This window comes from Myxococcus sp. MH1, from assembly GCF_059738865.1.
The window spans coordinates 4319207-4338568 of the sequence record NZ_AP026947.1; the positions used below are offsets into that span (position 1 = coordinate 4319207).

General features: G+C 65.1%; 20 protein-coding genes. 19 read left to right on the forward strand and 1 reads right to left on the reverse strand.

Features of this window, described 5'->3' with window-relative positions:
* Nucleotides 1-20: 20 nt before the first annotated feature.
* From AC6JA9_RS17330 to AC6JA9_RS17390, 13 genes are all read left to right on the forward strand, one after another.
* Nucleotides 21-800 carry an HK97 family phage prohead protease gene (locus tag AC6JA9_RS17330; RefSeq protein ID WP_497960188.1) on the forward strand — a complete coding sequence of 260 codons (780 nt, stop codon included), beginning with the start codon at nucleotides 21-23 and terminating at the stop codon, nucleotides 798-800.
* Nucleotides 797-1888 (forward strand): phage major capsid protein, encoded by a 1092-nt coding sequence (locus AC6JA9_RS17335; protein WP_497960189.1) that lies wholly within the window; start codon nucleotides 797-799, stop codon nucleotides 1886-1888. Before AC6JA9_RS17330 ends, AC6JA9_RS17335 begins: the two co-directional genes overlap by 4 nt.
* Nucleotides 1889-1899: 11 nt before the next feature.
* A complete protein-coding gene (locus AC6JA9_RS17340) occupies nucleotides 1900-2313 on the forward strand; it encodes a hypothetical protein (RefSeq protein WP_497960190.1) in 414 nt (137 codons plus the stop codon).
* 78 nt (nucleotides 2314-2391) lie between these two features.
* Nucleotides 2392-3048 (forward strand): hypothetical protein, encoded by a 657-nt coding sequence (locus tag AC6JA9_RS17345; RefSeq protein WP_497960191.1) that lies wholly within the window; start codon nucleotides 2392-2394, stop codon nucleotides 3046-3048.
* Nucleotides 3048-3371 carry a hypothetical protein gene (locus AC6JA9_RS17350; protein ID WP_497960193.1) on the forward strand — a complete coding sequence of 108 codons (324 nt, stop codon included), beginning with the start codon at nucleotides 3048-3050 and terminating at the stop codon, nucleotides 3369-3371. The genes AC6JA9_RS17345 and AC6JA9_RS17350 overlap by 1 nt, the downstream gene beginning before the upstream one ends.
* On the forward strand, nucleotides 3371-3787 hold the full coding sequence (locus AC6JA9_RS17355) for a hypothetical protein (protein WP_497960194.1): 417 nt from the start codon (nucleotides 3371-3373) through the stop codon (nucleotides 3785-3787). The genes AC6JA9_RS17350 and AC6JA9_RS17355 overlap by 1 nt, the downstream gene beginning before the upstream one ends.
* Before the next feature lie 36 nt (nucleotides 3788-3823).
* Nucleotides 3824-4240 (forward strand): hypothetical protein, encoded by a 417-nt coding sequence (locus tag AC6JA9_RS17360; RefSeq protein WP_497960195.1) that lies wholly within the window; start codon nucleotides 3824-3826, stop codon nucleotides 4238-4240.
* Nucleotides 4241-4248: 8 nt separating this feature from the next.
* A complete protein-coding gene (locus tag AC6JA9_RS17365; protein WP_497960197.1) occupies nucleotides 4249-4674 on the forward strand; it encodes a phage tail tube protein in 426 nt (141 codons plus the stop codon).
* Nucleotides 4674-5306, forward strand: a complete 633-nt coding sequence (locus AC6JA9_RS17370) for a hypothetical protein (RefSeq protein ID WP_497960198.1) — start codon at nucleotides 4674-4676, stop codon at nucleotides 5304-5306. The genes AC6JA9_RS17365 and AC6JA9_RS17370 overlap by 1 nt, the downstream gene beginning before the upstream one ends.
* Before the next feature lie 22 nt (nucleotides 5307-5328).
* On the forward strand, nucleotides 5329-5682 hold the full coding sequence (locus tag AC6JA9_RS17375; protein WP_497960199.1) for a phage tail protein: 354 nt from the start codon (nucleotides 5329-5331) through the stop codon (nucleotides 5680-5682).
* Nucleotides 5683-5903: 221 nt separating this feature from the next.
* A complete protein-coding gene (locus tag AC6JA9_RS17380) occupies nucleotides 5904-8276 on the forward strand; it encodes a phage tail protein (RefSeq protein ID WP_497960201.1) in 2373 nt (790 codons plus the stop codon).
* Nucleotide 8277: 1 nt separating this feature from the next.
* Nucleotides 8278-9039 carry a hypothetical protein gene (locus AC6JA9_RS17385; RefSeq protein WP_497960203.1) on the forward strand — a complete coding sequence of 254 codons (762 nt, stop codon included), beginning with the start codon at nucleotides 8278-8280 and terminating at the stop codon, nucleotides 9037-9039.
* Between the two features lie 104 nt (nucleotides 9040-9143).
* On the forward strand, nucleotides 9144-12281 hold the full coding sequence (locus AC6JA9_RS17390) for a hypothetical protein (protein WP_497960708.1): 3138 nt from the start codon (nucleotides 9144-9146) through the stop codon (nucleotides 12279-12281).
* On the opposite strand, the gene AC6JA9_RS17395 is transcribed toward AC6JA9_RS17390, so the two are convergent.
* Nucleotides 12278-14503: a hypothetical protein gene (locus AC6JA9_RS17395; protein WP_497960205.1), complete on the reverse strand. Its 2226-nt coding sequence runs from the start codon at nucleotides 14501-14503 to the stop codon at nucleotides 12278-12280. The two genes, AC6JA9_RS17390 and AC6JA9_RS17395, sit on opposite strands and share 4 nt — an antisense overlap.
* Nucleotides 14504-14645: 142 nt before the next feature.
* Between AC6JA9_RS17395 and AC6JA9_RS17400 the strand changes: the two genes are divergently transcribed.
* From AC6JA9_RS17400 to AC6JA9_RS17425, 6 genes are all read left to right on the forward strand, one after another.
* Nucleotides 14646-14933: a hypothetical protein gene (locus AC6JA9_RS17400; protein ID WP_497960206.1), complete on the forward strand. Its 288-nt coding sequence runs from the start codon at nucleotides 14646-14648 to the stop codon at nucleotides 14931-14933.
* Nucleotides 14930-15463 carry a M15 family metallopeptidase gene (locus AC6JA9_RS17405; RefSeq protein WP_497960208.1) on the forward strand — a complete coding sequence of 178 codons (534 nt, stop codon included), beginning with the start codon at nucleotides 14930-14932 and terminating at the stop codon, nucleotides 15461-15463. The genes AC6JA9_RS17400 and AC6JA9_RS17405 overlap by 4 nt, the downstream gene beginning before the upstream one ends.
* A 12-nt stretch (nucleotides 15464-15475) precedes the next feature.
* Nucleotides 15476-15928 carry a hypothetical protein gene (locus AC6JA9_RS17410; protein WP_497960209.1) on the forward strand — a complete coding sequence of 151 codons (453 nt, stop codon included), beginning with the start codon at nucleotides 15476-15478 and terminating at the stop codon, nucleotides 15926-15928.
* Nucleotides 15925-16224, forward strand: a complete 300-nt coding sequence (locus tag AC6JA9_RS17415) for a hypothetical protein (protein ID WP_497960211.1) — start codon at nucleotides 15925-15927, stop codon at nucleotides 16222-16224. Before AC6JA9_RS17410 ends, AC6JA9_RS17415 begins: the two co-directional genes overlap by 4 nt.
* A gap of 399 nt (nucleotides 16225-16623) precedes the next feature.
* Nucleotides 16624-17493, forward strand: coding sequence for a DUF2381 family protein (locus AC6JA9_RS17420; protein WP_497960212.1), 870 nt, complete (start codon nucleotides 16624-16626; stop codon nucleotides 17491-17493).
* Nucleotides 17490-19286, forward strand: a complete 1797-nt coding sequence (locus tag AC6JA9_RS17425; protein ID WP_497960214.1) for a serine/threonine protein kinase — start codon at nucleotides 17490-17492, stop codon at nucleotides 19284-19286. The genes AC6JA9_RS17420 and AC6JA9_RS17425 overlap by 4 nt, the downstream gene beginning before the upstream one ends.
* Nucleotides 19287-19362 lie beyond the last annotated feature (76 nt).

The following is a 19362-nucleotide window of genomic DNA, read 5'->3' on the forward strand; positions in this document are numbered from 1 at the left end:
CACACGCATTTACAGGGGGAATGACACGACCCATTACACGCTCCCTGAGCTTGAGCGCCGTCCGAAAGGACGCGGCGACGTTGAGCGCCGTCGAGTCCGTCGGCGGGCGGCGCGTCTACAAGTTCCGGGCGAGTGACGGAGACTTCGACCGCTACTCGGACCGGCTCAACGTGAAGGGCTGGCGCGTCGACGGCTACAACGCCAACGGCGTCGTCCTCTTCAACCACGACGACGGGGCCGAAGCCGCATCGTCGGGCGCCGAGCCGCAGTTGCCCATCGGCAAGGGGCGGGTCTACGTCGAGGGTGACGCCCTGATGGTCGACGTGGAGTTCGACGACGAGGACGAGTTCGCGAAGCGAGTCGAGCGCAAGGTGTCCAAGGGCATCCTGAATGCCGTCTCCGTCCGCTACCTCATGCTCCCGGGCCAGTACCGGCAGAACGAGCGGGGCGGCTACGACTGCGACGCGCAAGAGCTGCTCGAAGTCTCCGTCGTGACGATTCCGGGAAACGCTCGGGCCGTGAGGGCGAAGTCCTTCGAGGACGAGGGCGAGGACATCGTCGAGCGGATTGCCGCGCGCGTCGTTGAGCTGCTCGACGCACGCGCCGAAGCGAAGTCGACGGACGACGAGGACGAGACCGAATCGCCGGAAGCGGCCGACGAGCCCGCGCCCGAGACGAAAGAGGCGCCCGCCGACTCGCCGAAGGCGGACGACGAGGACGAAGAGGACTTCAACGCCCCCGACGCCGCGAAGCGCTTCGTCGAGGCATTCAAGGGCTACATCCGAGGAGTGAAGCAATGACGCGCGAGCAGGTTGCAGAGATGGTGAAGGCACTGGGGCCCGAGGTGGCGCGCGAGCTGATGGACGCCGCCGCACGAAGCGCGCCCGGCCGAGTGGAGTCGGACAAGGGGGCGCTCCCGGGAGGCGTCTATTCGAGCGTCGAGAACCTCGGTGCGTTCGCGAAGAGCGTCATCGCGGCGGGCCGTCGCACGGGCGCCGTCGAACTGGTCGACGCCGCGAAGCGCTTCGGCAATGCCGACGTGCAGAAGGCCGTTCAGCTCAGCAAGTTCGACTCGGCGGGTGTGCTGGTGCCCATCCAGCAGAGCGGCGAGGTCATCGAGTTCCTGCGGCCCGAGGCCGCGCTGCTCAAGCTGGGTGTGAGGACTCAGGCATTCAAGGGCGAGCTGCATATGGGGCGGCAGACGGGCACCTCCGAGTTCCGCTGGGTGGGTGAAGGCGAGACGGTGCCGAAGAGCGCGCCCAAGTACGGCAAGGTTGTACTCAAGGCGCACAAGGGCATGGTGCTGACCGACATCAGCAACGACTTGCTGCGCACCCCGGGAGTCGGTGACGCGGGCGTGGGCGAGGACATCCGCGCGACGGTGGCGGACGGGCTCGACGACGCGGGCTTCAACGGCGATGGGTCGGGCCCGGCGCCGAAGGGGCTCTTCGCGCAGCTCGACGCGGCGCACTCTTTCGCGTCGACGGGCACCACGGCCGCCGCGTACCTGGCCGACATCGATAAGGCGGTGGAGCTGCCGCTGACGGCGCATGTCCGCATGGGCAATGCGGCCTGGGTGCTTCACCCGACGCGGGCTACGGCGCTGCTTCAGCTCCAGAACTCCGGAGTCTGGGTGTTCCGACAGGAGATGCTCGACCGGGGCACCATTCGGGGCTTCCCCTTCGTGATGACGACGCGCGTCCCCGCGACTCGAATCACCTTCTCGGCCGACTGGCGTCAGTTCATCTACGGAATCGACGAGGACCTGATTCTGAGCGAGCACGACACGCGGGCCGAGTTCGACGAGACCACCGTTCGCGCCATCGTGAAGGGGGACTTCAAGGTCCGCCAGCCGAAGGCGTTCAGCTCCATCACCTACGGCACCTGAGAGGCCCCACCATGAACGCCAGTTCCACCGACGCGGGCGTGCTCGTCGGCATTCGCCCCGGAACCGTGCCCGCCGCCGTTGGCGCGGGGACTCGCAACAGCGCCGCCATCGACCGCATGGGCTTCGACTCCTGCGTGCTGACGGCTTCGACAGGTGCCGCCACGGGCGCGCCGTCGGCCCTGTCGCTTGCCGCGAAGCTCCAGGACAGCGCCGACGGCCAGAACGGATGGACCGACCTCCCCGGTGCCGCTGTCGAGCCCCTCACGGCCCCCAACGCCGTGGCCCGGGTCAACGTCCGGTTGCCCACTGCGCGCCGCTACCTGCGCGTCGTCGAGACGGTGGCCCTCACGGGCGGCACGTCCCCGACGCTCGGCGCGTCCAGCCTGATTGTCCTGTGCGGCCCCGACGAGATTCCCGCCACCTAGCGCCACGAGACGAAGCCGGGGCCCCTCACCCCTCCTGGCCCCGGCTTCGTCGCTCCTAGGCCCTCCTGAGCCCCTTCCATGGCCCGTCCGACAGACCTCTGCCTTGCCGCCACCGTGGCCGCCGACCTGGGCGTGGCCGTCGACCCACACGTTGAGCGCTGCGTCAGTGCCGCGAGCGGCGCCATTGCCGCCCTGTGTGGCCGGGCCTTTGAGCGGGCCACGGTGACGGAGTACCCCGCCAGCTACGCGCGCCCCTACGTCCTGCTCGCCCGCCCGCCGCTGGTGGAAGTCCTCCAGGTGCGTGTTGGGGGCGAACTGCTCGACGCCCTGGCCTACACCATCGCCGGGGACCTCGCGGCAGGGGGGCTCCTCTACCGGCTCTCCGGCGTGTGGCCCGAGACGGCGCATGTCGGCGGGCTTGTCACCCTCACGGTGGACAGCCGCCAGGGCCATCCCGGGGCGCTGGCGGTGACGTACACGGGCGGCTTCGTGACTCCTGGGCAGGTGGCCGGCGACGCGTCCCTGGGCCCCGTCACCCTGCCGGCTGAAGTCGAGGAAGCCGCCATCCTCGAAGCCTGCGCGCTCTACCGGGGCCGGGGGCGCGACGCCGACGTGTCTGCTGAGAGCCTTGGGGATTGGTCCGTGAGCTACCGGGAGCGGGGGGCGGGCCAGCACCTCGCGAATCCCCGCGCGGAACTGCTCGTCGCGCCGCACGTCCTGTGGAGGGCGAGCTGATGGGCGGCCCCGAGACTCACTTCCGGCAGCTCGTCCGCTACGCCGAAGTCACGGGCCGCGACGCCTGGGGGGCTCCACTCCTGGGGCCCGTCCATGAGGCCCGCGCGCGCATCCAACCGAGCCGCAAGCTGATTCGCGACGCCAACGGCGCCGAGTTCGTCGCGTCCTTCGTCGTCTACACCGCCGCGCCGCTCACGTTGCGTCATCGGCTCTGGTTCAAGGGCGACGACACCAGCGACTTCAACCACGCCCGCCGCCCTGCCGCCGTTGACGAGCACGTCGACGGTGGAGGCGTGGTGCGCTACCGGAAGGTCTGGCTCTGATGGCTCGGGATACCGCCGCCGACGTTGCGAGTCTCCTCGCAGCAGCGGAGCTGGGCCTTCGCGTCGGCACCAACCTCTTCCTGGGGCCCACGCTTGAGGACGACGACGCGACGGTGCCGGACGTCTCGTGCTTCGTGCTCCAGACGGGAGGCGACCCGCCGCAGGGCTACTTGGGAGGGCGCAAGTCGTACCGGACCGTCACCTGTCAGGTTCGCGTGCGCTCGGACCGCGAGAGCTTCCGGGCGGGACAGTCCCTCGCGCTCGCGGCCCTCGGGGTGCTGCACCTCGCGGATGCCGCGTCCTACGTGCTGATAGAAGTCGACGAGGGCAGTCCCAACTACATCGGCACGGATGGCAGTGACCGCCACTGGTGGACCTTCACCGTGGACGCGTCCTTCGTCGATTCGGGCGCGTGAGCCACTCCCGGAAGTCACACGCATTTACAGGGGGCAATGGCACTCAAAGTCACCCTGGACTTCAGACTGCTCGACAAGCTGCGCAAGGTCGAACGGCCCGTGCTGGAAGACCTGGCTCCGCTGGCCCACGCGCACGCTTCCACGGTGCTCCAGGCGAGCCGGGCCCTCGTCCCCGTCGGTAAGAGGGACACGGACGGCAAGCCGCCGCTGAGCACCTCGGGGTTCGTCGATGGCCCGGAGGTGAATCGCGAAAAGTCGAGTGTCAGCGCGACGGCCGGCTACGCGCACGACGCGGCCGGCGCCATTCACGAAGGCTTCCACTGGGGAGAGCAGCGCTTCGCCGAGCCCGTCCACTTCCTGCGCAAGCCCGCGAGGAAGGGTCGCGCGAAGTTCCGCAAGGCGGTGGCGGCCCAGATTCTTTCAACCCTCTCGCGGCTCTTCCCGAGCCGATAGGCACTCGCATGTCCACCCCTGTTGCTGCCCACCTCGATAGCGTGTCGGTGCGCTCGGACACGAATGCCGCGCTGCCTGCGGACCGTGTGGATGGACTCACCGACGCGTCGCTGAGCGAGACGGGCGACTTCACCGAGACGAACTACCTCGGAGGCTCGGGCTACAAGTCCCGCGTCCAGACGCTGAAGGACACGAGCGCGGACCTGTCCGGCCACTTCATGGAGGGCGACGCGCCGCAGTCAGTCCTGCGCGACGCACGCGACACGGGGGGCACCGTCTACGTGACGTTCGTCTTCGACCCGGGCGCCGCCGCTGGCAGCAAGGGCAAGCGCATCCCCATGGTGGTCAACAGCTACGACGAGAAGATGACACCCGGTGGTGTCGTCGAGTTCTCGTGCAAGCTCCTGGGCAACGGCGCCCCGGTGGCCGTCTGATGTCGGTCATCCCCGCGCACGTCGGCTCCCTCTCCATCGCGGGCGAGCCGGAAGAGTTCCTCAATGCCGACGCCGCCCTCGTGGCGGGTGGCGTGTTCCGAATCGTCGACCCGGCCCTTCGTCGGCTCGCCCCTGGGGCACCTGTGCTCGTCGAGACCTCGTCCGACGGTGACGAATGGGAGGATGCCGAGGCCGTTGTCGACGCACTCTTCGGATTCGTCCACCTCGCCAGCGCTCCAGGGCCTTCGGCGCGCGTGCGTGTCTCGGGCGCCTCGCTCCCAACCCTTCCCGTGGCGCTGGTGCGCTCCATCTCCCTGTCGGTGACGAACGACGTCGTCGAGCTGCAAGTCATGGGGGATGGGTACAAGCGGCGCGCGGTGTCGCTGCGGGACTTCTCCGGGGAGCTGGTGGGCCTGACGGCGCTCGACGTGCGCTTCGAGGATGGCGCTCCGCTGCTCGTCGAGGTGAGCAAGGGCGCTGGCTCCGAGGTGTTCCGCGCCTGGGTGAAGGTGCCTGAGCTGTCGCACAAGCTGACGCCCGGGGCCCTCTACGAGCGCACGGTGAAGTTCATCGGCCACGCCTTCCCCATGGGGAGCGGCGGCGCCATCGCCTGGGGCTACGGCATCCCCTGAACCACTGCCGGAAGGAAAGCACATGTCGAACAAACACAAGCTGCTCGCGAAGAACCGGCGCGTCGTGAAGTCCGTCGAGATTGATGGCGTCAAGGTGGACATCATCAAGCCCACCATGGGCGACCGGCTGCGGCTGATTGAGCAGGCACGCGCGGCCGGGGAGATGACGGAGAAGAACGAGCCGACGGGCGATAGGGCCGGCGCGCGCATGCTGGCGCGAATCGCCGTGTGCGTCATGCAGGACGCGGAGACGGGCCGCCCCATGTTCTCCGTCAACGACGTCGACGAGCTGCTGGACGAGTCGTGGCTGGAGGACTTCGCGACGGACCTCACGGACGTGTTCAACGTCACCGAAGAGAAGATGCGGGGAAAATAGACGGCGACCCCGAGGCGAGTCTGCTCTACGGGGTCGCGTCTCTCCTGAAGGTGCCGCCCGACACAGTGCGGGCGATGGCTTACGAAGACGTCGTCGGGCTGGTGGCCTACGCCCGGAAAGAGGCCGAGGAGTTGGAGCGCCGCTCTTCCTCGCCAACCGCCTCGGGCACGTCTCCACAAGGACAGCAGTCGGTTCGACGTTTGCGTCGGAGGTGATTCGTCATGGCGGGTGGTGGTCTCAAAGTCGGGGACGTCTATGTCGTCGTGACGGCCGCCGTCGGCGAGTTCTCCAAGTCCATGCGGAAGATTGTCTCCGACGTGGCCGCCACCGCTGGGAAGGTCGAGCAGCTCGGCAATAAGATTGGAGAGATTGGCGCGATTGTGAGCGCGGGCCTGTATGGGGCGCTCGCGGCGGCGGCTGCCTTCGACGCTTCGGTGACGGAGCGCATGGACCGAATCGCGCTCGTCTTTCAGAACGTCGGCGCGGAGATTGGCGACGCGATTCTCCCTCACCTGGAGCGGCTCTCCGACTCGTTGGAGTTGGCCCTCGGGTGGTTCCAACGGTTGGACCCTGCGGTGAAGTCCTCCATGGGGAGCTTCCTCTTCTGGGGCACGGCGGCGGGGCTCGCGGGCGGGGCCGTCGGCAAGGTGGCGGGCGCGGTGAAGCAGATGGCCGAGAGCTTCCTGGCCTTCGTGGTGCCCGCGTTGGATGGGGCCGGCAAGTCCGTGGTGCGCTTCTCGTCATTCCTCCGCGCTGAGACGCCCGTCGTCGAAGGCAACCTGAAGAAGGTCGCGAAGGGGGCCGAGCAGGTCGACGAGAGCTTCGCGAAGGCGTTCCGCAACGCTGCCGCTCGCATCCTGACGGTGGGCGCGCCACTCGCCGCGGTTGCGCTGGCGGTGGCAGGCGTCGTCATGCTCGCGGGCACGCTCTACAAGGCATGGCACGACAGCAGCACGGGGATGCGTGACGCCTTCGTCGCCATGTGGCGGGCGGTGACGGACGTCGCGTCGCGCGTCGCGAGGTTCTTCCAGGAAGTCTTCGCGGGGCTGGCGGCTGTCGTGGGCATGTGGGCGCGGCGGCAGCTCGACACCTTCGCCTTCGTGGTGCGCAACCTGGCTCGACTGGCGGCGCCTCTCGCGCGTGCGCTGAGCCTCGACGGCGTCGCGGGCGCGCTGGAGGGGCTGAAGGATTTGACGGGCGACACCGTGCTCGGCGGGCTGAAGGGACTCGTCGACAGCACTGTCGGCACGCTTCGCGATGGGATGGTGTCCGTCTGGGAGGGTGTGTCCTACGGGGCAAGCTACGCCTTTGACGGCGTGAAGATGATGGGAGGAGATGCCGCCGCGTTCCTCCGCGAGAAGTTCGGCGGTGTCTTCGACGACATGCTCGGGCCGAAGGGCAAGCTACGCACGCCCACGGAGTCACCCGAGATTGAAGTCGGCAACGTCGAGGTCGGGAAGTTTGACGCGAAGAAGTTCCTCGCGAGCGTCGGCAACACCGCGTCCATTATCGCTGAAGTCGCGCGCCGCAAAGCGAAGGAACTCGCCGACGCGCTCGCCCGTGCGGCGGACGAAGCGAAGCGGGCCCTGACGAGCCGCTTCTCCCAGGCATTCGGGCGTGTCTACGAGCTGGTCGACCGCTTCCAGCAGGGCATGTCGGCTGGTGGCGTGTGGGGTGGACTGATTGCCGTCGTCGCGGAGCTGCTCTCGCAGTCGACGACCTTCGGCACGTTGCTCCAGATGGTGACGAACTTCATCCAGTACGTGGCGGACGTCATCGGCCGCGTGTTGGCCCCCGTGCTGCCGCTGCTCGCGTCCGTGTTCAACATGGTGACACCGCTCCTGGACGCGCTGGTGCCGGTGCTGGAGATGTTCTCGAAGCCCATCGAGGCGATTACACCCATCTTCGAAGTGCTCGGCATGCTCTTCGAGGGGCTCGCTCCCGTCGTGACGGTGTTCGGCCAGATTCTCGTCGCGCTGCTTCAGCCCCTGACCCTGCTCAGCGGCCCCATTATGAAGGGACTCTTCGCCGTCATCCGCGTGGTGGCGATGGGCATCCTCTACGTCGTGAAGGGAATTGGGACGGTCTGGAACGCCATCATCGGGTTCATCGCGAGCGTGTTCAAAACGCTCGGCAAGATTCCCTTCGTCGGTGGTGCCTTCAAGAAGATGGCGCAGGGCTTGGAGAGCATGAAGGTGCCCATGGACCAGGTCGACGGCGCCTTGGATGCGCTGAAGGACTCCAGCTATGACGCCGCCGCTGCGAATGCCGCCGCTGGCGTTGCCGCCTGGGAGAACGCCGCCGCGACCAACCGCGCGACGGAGGCCCTCACCAACGTCCCGACGGGCTTCAAGGTGGCGCTCGCGCGCTTCAACGCGCAGGACCCGATAGGAGGGGCGCCGCTGGCCCCTGGTGCGTCGCCCGTCACGCCGAGCCCCGTCGTTCCAGTGAGCGGCGGAAACGTGAGCGTGGGGCAGATTGTCGTTCAGGGCGTCGACGACCCGGAGGCGACGGCGCGACACGTCTACATCGAAATGAAGCGCGAGGCCCACCGACGCCGAGGCAACGGTGAATGGCTGAGTGGGAGGTACTGAGATGACCTTCCTCGCGCTGAACGGCATCCCCGTGCCCGTGGTGGAGGGCCGGCGTAGGCAGGTGAGCATCGGCACGGACTCGCGCGCCTTCAGCGGGGCCTATCGCCTGGGGCGGCGCGCCGTCCGGCAGGAGTGGGAATTCAGAACGCCCCCCTTGCCGCGCGACGAGGTGCTCGCCCTGCGTGGGCTGATTGCTGGGGACGGGCACACGGTGTCCTTCGACGGTGACGCCTTCACCAGTCGCGGGCTCAATCATGCGAGCGCTACGGGGGGCGTGTTCCAGGGCGCGCGCTTCGGCGGTGGGTTGAACCTGGCTGTCGGCGCGTCCGCTTCCTGGTCCATGCAGCTCGGGGCGCGCTGGACGGCGTTGCACCACGTCTTCAGCAGCTCGGCGGGCGCGTGGCTCCAGGTCATCAACAGGAGCGACGGCAAGCGGTGGGTGCAGGGCGTGCCTTCGACGAATGCCAGGGGCCTGTCGGTCGTCTCCGGTGCGCTCGCGGTGACGGGCGCCACCAACGCGGTGAGCTTCGACGACGTGGTGGGGCTGCCCTTCGAGGTGCCCGACGCGTGGGTGCCTCACCTCGTCGCGTGGCACGCCGCGCGCGCCTGGAGCGCTCTTCCGTTCCTCGTGGCGAGCGGGAGCTTCCTGGCCACTGAAGCGAAGGTGCTCGGGGAGGTGCGCGACGGCGAGTTCGTCGAGTTCAGCCACAACGGGACGCGCGTCGTCGGCGAGCGGCTCGAATTCACTCTGCGGGAGGTCTAGTCAGCATGCGTGGTGTGTCGTCTCAGGGGCTCGCGGTCCTCACGAATCCGGCGGGGCATGCGTCCCATGTCCGGGTGAAGGTCCGTGGCGGGGCAGGTGCGTGGGTGGACTTGAGTCAGCTCGAAGGGCGCGACTTCCTCGACGCGGTGGAGGTCGACGAGGACGTTGACCAGCCCGTCTCCGCCGCGACGGTGACGCTCAAGCGGCAGGTGGACCTAATGAGCCTGTCGCCGCTCCGGGCCGACTCGAAGCTGAACGCCAGCAACGCGCCGCTCATCCGGCCAGGTCGCGAGTTCATCGTCGAAGCTGCGGTGTCTCCGGTGGACATGGCGCCGAGCGCGGGCGAGTGGCGCATGCTGTTCCATGGCCACATCGACGAGGTGGACTTCGGGAGCGATCCGCTCGTCTTCCGTGGAAGGGACCTCGGGGGCCGGCTCCAGGACACGTTCATTGAGATTGAACGGCCCTACGGGGACGACGTGGCAGGTGTCGCGTTGGAAGTCGCGATGCAGAGCATTCTCGCCGACAACGGGACGGGTGTCCTGCTGCACACGCCCGTCGCCCCCGGCTGGAAGATTCGGAAGTACGCCCAGAAGAAGGCGAGCGTGCTGGACGCGCTCCGCGACTTGGCCCAACAGATTGGCTGGGAGGTGCGTTACCGCTGGCGAGAGGCGAGCGGGAGCTTCGTCCTGACGCTCAGCGAGCCCCAGCGCGTGAGTCCCATGCTCGCGTGGACCTTCGGCCCCAGCGACTACCGCGACGTCTCGAAGCTCACCATCAACGTGGCGCAGGTGCGTAACAAGGTCGAAGTCATTTACTCGGACGCGGGGGATGTGGACGTCACGGGGCAGCCCAAGCGCAAGAGCGTCATCGTCGAGGACGCCGCTAGTCAGACCACTTATGGCACGCGCTTCATCCAGCTTGCCGAGGACGCGTCGAGCAACATCGACCGCGAGGCCGAAGCGAGGAAGATGGCGGAAGCGGCGCTGTCCGACTTGAAAGAGCCGCTCGCGGACCAGGAGGTTGAAGCCGACTTCTTCCTGCCGGTGGAACTGGGGGACTTCTACCAATTCCGTGCGAACGGCGTGCATTACTCGGATGACCAGAACCTGGCTGTGACGGGCTTCCGGCATGCCTTCACGGCGGAAGGCGACGCACGGACCACGCTCACCACGCGAGGCAAACCTTCCTTCGGTGTCTCTGTGTGGCTGGAGATGGACGCGCGCCCCGGGCTGAGTGAGCCGGCCCACACGCTCCCGCCGCTGGACCCGCTCAACGTGACGGTGTCGCCCGTGGTCAACGGCTTCAGCGTATCGCTCAAGCCGGCCCTGAGTGGCCCTGCCGTGGCGTCCTACGAACTGCACGTCTCGACGACGAGCGGCTTCTCGCCGAGCAGCTCCACGTTGCGCGGCACCTTCGACACGACGTCCTTTGGTGTGGCGGACCTGATGCCGGGGACGGCCTACTTCGTGCGCGTCGTTCCTCGGGACAGGTTCGGTAACCGCGGCAATGCGTCCCCTCAGTTCGAAGTCGCCCCGAAGAAGCTCGAAGGTGCGTCGCTGAGCGACTCCGCAGTCAGCTACCAGCACCTCCTGCACCCGCCGACCGACAACCTCATCCCCAACGGGTACAACGACGCGGGCCTGCGCGCGGTGGGCAAGCTCCCCGAGGGCGACAAGCTCGTCGAGGACCCGGTCAACGCGCGCTCGGGGCGGTGGGTGCGGCGGGTGGAGCTGGCGAGCGCCGGGAGCTGGGTGGGGCTGAACTGGACGGGCGGCTACGGCTCTTCGGCTCCCGGTGGCCGGCTCAAGTGCTCGCCCGGGGACCAGTTCTTCGCGGAGGTCTACGTCAAGGCGTCGTCGGCCACCGTGGGTGGCATGGGCACGCTCTATCTGCTCTGGGAGGACGCGAGCGGCACCTACGCGGGGCAGACGTCGGCCGTGGAACTGGGGACGGTGGGGACGTCCTATCGGCGCGTGACGCTGATGGGGACGTGCCCGGCTGGATGCACGGGGCTTCAGCTCTTCTGGGAGACGGAAGTCATGCCGGCCGACGTGGGCAAGCGGCTCAACTTCGACGCTGTCTCGCTCCGGAAGATGGTCACCTTCGACCTGTTGGCCGCGAACACGTTGAAGACGTCGAACTACGCGGAGGACGCCAACGGCATGCCGACGGCGGGCGCGAAGCTGGACAACGTGGGGACGACGCTGAAGGTCGCCTCGAACAACGTACAGGTGGGGCGCTACTACCTGAGCGATGGGTTCTTCCGGTCCGTCCAAGCACTCGCGGACACAGGGAGTCGCGTCTACTACCGGGGCAACAACGACGGAGTGCCGAACATCGAGCGTCTCAACATTCAGGTGGTTGAGGGCAACGCGCTCGTTGGGGGCAGTGGTGGCGCGGCGAACTTCACCTGGGCGCACTACAGGGCCTCGATTCAGCCGCAGGCTCAGGGCGACAACCTGGACGCGCTGCGCTTCATGGAGGTGGGCTTCTATTGGGCGTATGGGGACAACAACGTGCCCCAGTGGCTCTACGGCACCGCTGTCCCCCTGCCGGACCGGAAGTATCAGAACGGAGTGCAGGACGACGACGCCAGTAACGCGGTGAGCGCGGGGTTCTCATTCATGTATGGCGACCGCTTCAATCGCCTGCGCGACTCACTCTCGAACAAGCTGCTCTACCTCAAGGTCCGCATCCACAACGCGAGCGGCTTCAGTGCGGAGCGGTGGTTCTTCCCTCCGTACGCCTACAACACCAACATGGCTCGCAGCGCGACGGGTCCGGCCTCGACACCATCAAGCGGAGGCGACGACGGGGGACGCGACCATGGAACGTGCGTGGCGCCCTGGGAGCTGGTGATGCTCAGCAACGGCGCCGAGCTGCCTGCTGGGATGCTTCGCCCCGGCATGCGGGTGCTCACCATGCACGAGCACGAGAAGGACGGGGGCGTGTTCGAAGTCGTGCACGTCAGGCGCCACAAGGCGCCGCGCTCAAAGCTCTTCATGGAGGATGGCCGGGTATTGGTGGTGACGCCCGACCACCGCTGGCGCACCGTGGAGCGCGGATGGACTCGCACGGATGCGCTGCGAGCTGGCGAGATGATTGAAGGCTTCGCGCCGGGCCGCGTGGTGAGAGTCGAGCCCACGGCGGCCGGCGACGTAATGCAGATTTCGGTGCGCTTTGCGAAGACCTATGTGGTGAACGGGCTGCTTGCCCACAACCTCAAGCCACGTAGCTAGATGGCAGGCGGCACCGAGGGGGATGGGCTGGTGGGCGTCTGGCTGATGCCAAGTTCAGCGAGGAACTTCTCCTGAATTAGGACAAAGTCTCGCCTTAGGACAAGTGTGTTGGAAAAAGGTAGTGGCTTGTCCAGGGCTTCGAAGCTGCGCCATAGTTGGCCATATAGTTTGCTGTCGTCTGACAGGTAGTCGTCTAGGTCATGACTGGAGAAGGTGTCCCCTTTCCATTGATTGATCTCTTGGGGAGGGCCGTCAGGTGGCCACGAGGTTGTCTTTCCGTGTTTGATAATATTCTCCAGTTCGCGATTGTGACGAACAGGGTGCTTGCCGAAGGATGCGCCTGAAAAGATGCGATTGCCCAAGACTATGGCCGTCCTGACCTCGTCTATCTGATTGAGGTTGTAGCCTGTTTTTTGGCTTATGGTTGTGCGGAATTCCTTGTCCTTCCATAGCGCAAGGAAGCGATCGAGTTGCTCGACACCTTTCTGTATTCTTCCGAGGGTGGTCTGCTGCTCGGTTGTGCTGGTCGGAAGAATCGTGTTCTTGCACTCAAAGATGTAGAGCTTTCCATCCAGCACTGCAAGGACATCGATATCTCCTTCCTTTTTTTTGTGGCGGTATTTTACGTTTAGTGCCGTCAGAGGTGTCTTTGTGCGAAGAGCCTCTTCGAGGTAATGAGATATGGGGTCGTCTGCTCCGTCGGCATAGAACCTCTTGTTCTCTGTTATTAGTGGATTTCGGAAGATGTTCGAGGTTAGGTGGATTGCCAGCGGAATTGCAATTGTTTTGCCGAAGCGGATGAATGGTCGATACTGGAGGTCTACGAGTTGCTCGCTGTTTTGGGGATTCCACGTGAATATTTCGATGTAGGATTCTGCTTGCTGCGGTGAGAATCCTGCGGCGGTGATTATTTCGACTAGGCTTGTGTCGGGGATGCCAAGCAGGGAGGAGTTCCACATTGCGACGATGTTGCTATCTCGTAGTTCGATCAATTTCTGTAAACGTGCAAAGAATACAAGTCGGAGCAGTCTTGAGATTGCGAGAATGTCGAACAAGGAGAGGTCCGGCGTGACTTTAAGCGCCTCCATGTCGGAAAAATTTGTTCCGAGCTCGTAGCAGGCGTTGTGTATGCCGTGCATCTCCTCACGAAAGAATCTGCGTTTCGAGAGAATGAGTTCGCCTAGGTGCTTGACGTGATCGACCGGAATTGCAAGCCGTATTCTGGGGATTTTGTCCGATGTGACCTGGACGATTTGGTTGCCGAATTTTTCGAACCATAGCTTGAATGTGTCTTTGAGCGATGCTGCCTCGGAATAGTCGGCAGGGGCATTTTTTATGGCCGTCATCCACTGGTTCTTGATGTATCCCAGGGCGACTGACATGCCTATTCTGTCGGACTCGGCAGTGTGGATGTATGTGTTTTTGGCGGTTTTGGTGAACCTGTAGTTGAGACGAAAGATGGACGCCTCCATCTCTTTGAGTTCGCGAAGGCGGTGTGCGCTCAATAGGATTCCCTCTGCCTTCTCAGGGGAGTCTTCGATGTGGGTGAATGGTTTGAATTGATTGAAACTTAGTGGTGTGCTTTTGTTGAGTGTGTCAAGGGCGAAAGATGCTGCTGATGCACTCTCTTCTAGAGTTAAATCCTTTAGTCCCGTTGGTAGAGTTGGAGAGGAATACCAAGTCGCTCGACTGTGGAGGCCGCTGAATTGGTACTCGACAAGCGTTAGGATGGAAAGTGCTGGACGGCTTGGGGACTTCAAGGCTTGCAAAAGGTGGTGCTTGTCTGTCTGTGTGTCGGCGATGACTTTGGTGTAGTTTGCTATGGAGTCGAGTTTTGTTGAGGTGGGTGTGCTGGGGAGTAAGATGGAGATGGAGTTTGAGAGTCTTTGGAGGAGGGAGGAGAGCTTTGGCAGGGCGTGGGGTGGGTGTTTGGATGGTCTGAATGAGTCTGTGAATTTTGCGTGCTCAAGTATTTCGCCCTGGGAGAGGTGTAGCGCAAGTAAGGCCCAATTGTATGCGCGGCCGATTTGGCCTTTTTGGAGATATTTCTGAACCTCGGAAACAAAAAGACTTCGAGCGGTATCGTCAAGGGTGCCGGTAGAGAGTTTGGGGGCTTTGTTCTCCCAATCGCGTGTGTCCCATGTGGAGGTGATGCTCTGGATTGTGTTGCGTGAGTAATTGGTGGTGGTGCCTATTTCTTGGGTGGGCTTGATTGGGTTCATGTTTTCTGGTTGCAGTGTTGTGCTTTGCTGGTCAGTGAGTGGGAGCGGGTGGTCGGTTCCTATTGTGCGGTATTCGCGACGCCGGGCCATCTTCAATATTCGCACGCATTTACCAAGGGTACTCTCGCACCCTGGTGATGCTGTGACCGTAGAAGAGACCCAGTCCCTACAGCTCGTAGTCGGCTCCCTGCTCGGAACGGCGGGAGTCGGTGTCCTCACCTGGGCCGCGAAGTCCCTCGTCGGAGAGATTCGCTCGCTCGTCGAGAAGGTCGCCCGTCAGGACGAGCGCATCAATGCCCTCGCGGTGGAGCTGGGCGCCTTGCGGCGTTGGCGCGACGAGTTCGCCGTCGGTCTTCCCGTCCAGGTCCGGCAGACGGTGGAGCTGGAGCTTCTTCGCAGGGCCCAGGTCGTGTCGGGGGATTCCAGATGACCCGGGCCAACTTCAAGCGGGTCGACCTTGACCGCGTCTACCTGCCGCTCGTGTCGGTCGCCCTTCAGCTCGTGGCGCGGTGCGAGGCCCGGGGCGTGAACTACGTCGCGACCTACGGCTTCCGGAGCCTCGAAGAGCAGGCCGAGCTGCGGCGCCTGTTCCTCGCGGGCAAGGGCGGCAAGGCGTCTGCGGCGGGTCTGTCCGCTCACAACTACGGGCTCGCCTTCGACTTCGTCTGCGACGGCGACGCGCGGCCGGGAGTCCAACCCGATTGGCGCCTGCCAGCGTACTGCGTGCTCGGCGAGGAAGCGACGAAGGCGGGACTCGTCTGGGGCGGCAGGTTCGGCGACGCGCCGCACGTCCAGTGGCCGGGCTACGTGAGCGCGCTTCAGCTCACGCCCCTTCGCACGCTGGTGGAGAGCAGCTCGGTCGCCGCTGTGTGGGCTCGGCTCGACGAAGAGCGCAAGTCGCCGCAGTGGCGTGCCGCAAACCCGAAGCTCGCGGCCGAACTGAATCGGCTCGACTTCTAACTCGGAGGAAACATGGTTGACGTGGGCATGGTCGGTCCGAACCCCGAGCAGTTCGAGGTGTTCGCCCAGATGCTTCTCGACGCGGTGACGGGCCAGAACTACGCGCTCGTCGCGTCACTGGTGGTGGTGCTGCTCGTCTACCTCCTGCGACGGTTCGGCGGGTCGTTCGTTCCGTTCTTCAACACGGACCGGGGCGGCGCGCTGCTGGTGCTGGGCGTCTCGCTCGCGGGGGCCGTGGCGAACGCGCTCGCCGCTGGGGCGCCGTTCTCCCTGTCCCTGATGCTGACCGCCGTGAAGGTGGCCCTGACGGCGGCGGGTGGCTTCACGCTCATCAAGCGGCTTCTCTTCGGGGACGCCGCGATTGAGAGCGCGGAGCACGCGGGCGAGATTGCCGCCGGCCAGGTCGCGGGCAAGGCCGCGGCGCTTGCCGTGCTTGAGCAGCTCGACAAGCGGGGCGACAAGTGAATCTCGGCGCGCTCGTGCTGGTGGTGCTCGTCGCGACTCCTGCGGCGGGCTCCGAGGTCATCGGCGTGGAGCGCGCTCAGCTCTTTCCGGATGGAGGGACGGCAGCCGTCGAGGTCGAGGGCGGCTGCTGGCTGTCCGAGAGTCTCTGTGTGCGGACCGCCGCCGAGATTGAGCGGCTCCGGGCCGAGAACAAATCCCTACGCGAACAGGCCGGGGACGTGTCCTTCACCGTCGTTGCCGTGGCCCTGGTGCTCGGGCTCGGGGCCGGGTTCGCCGTTGCGAGGCTCTCTGACTAAGAGTGGGCGGCTGCGGCATCGGCGCGGTTGGTCTGGGACCTCGCAACGCCGTGAACTGCGTACTCACCACAGCCGCCCGACACGGGACTTAGGCACGGAGCCCCGGTGGCGGCAACGAGGGGAGGGGGCCAGGTCGTCTTTGGTTCGCACCGTGTGCTCGGTTTCGTGGCTCATCGGACCAAGCCTCGTTTCCGAACCGGTCTACTCAGGACGTCGGCCCGAATGACGGACCTGCTGTTGGTCGTGCCTCCAGGGCTGTTCGGGTGCCGTTGGCCTGTGGCATCTCTAGGCTCCAAGGTGTGCCGACAACCACATGAAGAGGCGCTTCGGCTGTAGGAAAGAGACCGACTGCGCGCACGTCCGCGGTGGTAGTCTCCCCATTTGGGAGGTCACGCACCGTTGCTCCAACCTTTCAGATTGGCGCTCTCTCTCGTGCTCGTGTCGGGGGTTGCTGCTGCGGCTGAGCCAATTCCCAAGGGACGAGTCCGGCGGGAGCGCTCCGTGACCGTCGCTCGCTCTTCCTCCGAGGCCCCTCCCGTTATTCGTGTCGCGGGGGACACCTCGACGGTGATCCTCTTCTCCGCGCCCATCCAGAAGAACTCCCTGACCTTCGACGAGACACGGCTCCGTGTTCTGGACGTGGGGGAGCGGTCCGTCATCGTCCAGCCCCTTGCCGACCTCCGGGGCGATGAGCGGCAGGAGATGGGCGTCTTCTTCGCCGATGGTAGCTCGCCAGCACGGGCCGCTTTCGTCCTCGTGACCGACCCAGCGGAAGTGGACTCGCGCATTGATGCGCAGCGGCCCGAGTCGTTGAACTCGCCCTGTCATCCGGACACGCCCATGCCAGCGCCGAGACCGGAAGACTTCGTATTGCTTGGCTTCGTGGACGACAGCGGCGTGACTGCTTCGAAGGTCAAGGACGTTGCCGACGAGGCTCAGGGGCTCTCCTCAAGCTTGACCTTCTCCTACAAGGGTAATGGCTGGGCACTGGTTGATGTGACCATCAGGAATGAGGCAGGTCGACCGGCATGGACGCCGCGAGAGGCCGCGTTTGTCGGTCGTGCGGGTATGCCTCTTCGGGCACGACTAGTTTCAGCCAAGAAAGGTGCGATTCTCCCCGGTGCGGAGAGGCGCGTTCTTGCGGTCGTTGATCTGCTGGAGCCGAAAGCGAGTCTCGTATTCACAGTAGAGGTGCGGGGCGATGGCGGCCGGCACCTCGTGATTCCGAACGTTCGCTTTCCCAAGGCGGGTGCAGGGGAGGTTCGATGACTCCCCTCGAAACGGTTGTCGATGGATGGCAAGTTTCAAGGGAGCTTGGAAGTGGAGGGTTTGCATTCGTCTTCCTGGGCGAGAAGAACGGCAAGAGTGCGGCGCTCAAGGTGGCCCGGCATCGCGAGGCCAGTGGTGATTCCAAGCAAACCCATGCCCGGACATTGAGGGAGTTGACGGCGTTGCTGATGCTGGAGCACCGCAACGTTGTCCGTCCTCAAGGGTATGGCTACACGTTGACTGGCAACGTCTACCTTGCGCTCGACTACGTGGACGGCTGGACGCTCGCGGAGTGGGCTGAGCGCAAGCATCCAACATTTCGCGAGATCATCCGTGTCTTCGAGAAGGTCGTCGGCGCCCTGTCGTACATGCACGGCCGGGGCGTCCTGCATCGGGACTTGAAGCTGTCCAACGTCCTCGTCCGGAAGAGCGACGGCGAGCCCGTCATCATCGACTTCAGTTGCGCGACCTACACACTCGCCGAAGAGCTGACGGACGGTGGGCTTCCCCCAGGCACCGACCGCTACCGTGCGCCTGAGCAGTTCAAGTTCCTGCAAGAGCACAAGGACGAGCATCGGGCCCGATATGCCTTTCAGGTCGCCGATGAAATCTTCGCGGTCGGAGTCATGCTGCACGAACTGCTGACCGACCCTCGCCCGATGGAGCTTCACGCGCGCTTCGACCTGAACGACCCTCGCTATGCGCCCCCGGCTCCTCGGCTGGTGAATGCGCGTATCCCCGAGGCGCTGAGCGAACTCGTCGAGGGCATTCTGTCGAGGTGCCCGTCGCGGCGTCCGGTTGATACCGAATCGCTTCGGCGAGAACTGGCGGAACTCCGCGACGACCCGGTTCCTGGCTACGACGTTCCGGCACATGCGCCCTCGGAGCAGCGTCAGCTCGCTCTTGCCGTGCATGAGGGAACTGCCGATTCGTTGCCTCCGGAGTACACCCCCCGCAAGTGGCAAGGCGGCCTTACTGCTAGCTCTCGCAGGGCTGGGAGGTGGGGCGTCGCGATAGTCGGTGCCGTGGCTCTCGTCGTGGGCGTTGCCTTGTGGCGTTATCCGGCCGCGAAGCGCGAACCCCCAATGGGGCTGGACGTTGCTTCGGTGCCTCGTGCTCCCACCGCTCCAGATTCTTCGCCGCCCAGGATGGGCCCCCCTGCTATGTCACTCTCGGGCCCCTTTTCTTTGGATACCCCGGGGCTGGCTCTTGTCGCTGCACAGAAGGAAGGTTCAACCGTGAAGACCCCGCCGGCCGAGTCGCCAACCCAGGGCCGCGCAGCCCGCATGTCGAAGAAGTTCGTTGCTGCCGCTGAGTGCGCGTCGTTGTCGCTCGTCGCGGCGCTGGCGGCGGGTTGCCCTGGTGCCCAGATACGGCCTGAGTCGTTCACCTGTCCTGCTGGTGCCGAACAAGCGATGCTGGAGAACCTCCGCTGGACCTACGGTGAGCGATTCTCGCTTGTCCTCGATGACCGACACGGGGTCGACGACAAGGTCTGGTTTACCGCAGGGGGGGATGTGGTGGGCGTCGTCCCGAAGGGCATGGACGAGGATCGGCAGAGGGAGGTCGCGCCTGTCGGGACTCGCTTCTATGGGAAGGCTTACTACCTGTCCGACAAGATGGGCCGGGCGGATGGACCCGCGCTCGTCGTTCGGTATGACCGGGTGAAGCTGCCTGGGCAGGACGAGCAACCCATCTGCTTCGTCGTGGAGGGCACCGTGTTGGCCTACAAGGATGGCCGGGTGAAAGCGCGGAACTGGAATGGCGGCATCGTCGTGGCCCGATGGCCTTGAGTCTGCGTGCAGGACGTATTGGGTAGGTGGTCGATTTCGCCAGAGTCGTCGACGGACGGCATCGGACCTACCAGGG

Excerpts from the sequence above, each read along its gene's own strand:
- AC6JA9_RS17375 (WP_497960199.1), top strand. The coding sequence starts at position 5,329 with ATGTCGAACAAACACAAGCTGCTCGCGAAGAACCGGCGCGTCGTGAAG.
- AC6JA9_RS17330 (WP_497960188.1), top strand. The coding sequence starts at position 21 with ATGACACGACCCATTACACGCTCCCTGAGCTTGAGCGCCGTCCGAAAG.
- AC6JA9_RS17365 (WP_497960197.1), top strand. The coding sequence starts at position 4,249 with ATGTCCACCCCTGTTGCTGCCCACCTCGATAGCGTGTCGGTGCGCTCG.
- AC6JA9_RS17395 (WP_497960205.1), bottom strand. The coding sequence starts at position 14,503 with ATGAACCCAATCAAGCCCACCCAAGAAATAGGCACCACCACCAATTAC.
- AC6JA9_RS17385 (WP_497960203.1), top strand. The coding sequence starts at position 8,278 with ATGACCTTCCTCGCGCTGAACGGCATCCCCGTGCCCGTGGTGGAGGGC.
- AC6JA9_RS17345 (WP_497960191.1), top strand. The coding sequence starts at position 2,392 with ATGGCCCGTCCGACAGACCTCTGCCTTGCCGCCACCGTGGCCGCCGAC.
- AC6JA9_RS17335 (WP_497960189.1), top strand. The coding sequence starts at position 797 with ATGACGCGCGAGCAGGTTGCAGAGATGGTGAAGGCACTGGGGCCCGAG.
- AC6JA9_RS17370 (WP_497960198.1), top strand. The coding sequence starts at position 4,674 with ATGTCGGTCATCCCCGCGCACGTCGGCTCCCTCTCCATCGCGGGCGAG.
- AC6JA9_RS17425 (WP_497960214.1), top strand. The coding sequence starts at position 17,490 with ATGACTCCCCTCGAAACGGTTGTCGATGGATGGCAAGTTTCAAGGGAG.
- AC6JA9_RS17380 (WP_497960201.1), top strand. The coding sequence starts at position 5,904 with ATGGCGGGTGGTGGTCTCAAAGTCGGGGACGTCTATGTCGTCGTGACG.
- AC6JA9_RS17350 (WP_497960193.1), top strand. The coding sequence starts at position 3,048 with ATGGGCGGCCCCGAGACTCACTTCCGGCAGCTCGTCCGCTACGCCGAA.
- AC6JA9_RS17405 (WP_497960208.1), top strand. The coding sequence starts at position 14,930 with ATGACCCGGGCCAACTTCAAGCGGGTCGACCTTGACCGCGTCTACCTG.
- AC6JA9_RS17410 (WP_497960209.1), top strand. The coding sequence starts at position 15,476 with ATGGTTGACGTGGGCATGGTCGGTCCGAACCCCGAGCAGTTCGAGGTG.
- AC6JA9_RS17340 (WP_497960190.1), top strand. The coding sequence starts at position 1,900 with ATGAACGCCAGTTCCACCGACGCGGGCGTGCTCGTCGGCATTCGCCCC.
- AC6JA9_RS17355 (WP_497960194.1), top strand. The coding sequence starts at position 3,371 with ATGGCTCGGGATACCGCCGCCGACGTTGCGAGTCTCCTCGCAGCAGCG.
- AC6JA9_RS17360 (WP_497960195.1), top strand. The coding sequence starts at position 3,824 with ATGGCACTCAAAGTCACCCTGGACTTCAGACTGCTCGACAAGCTGCGC.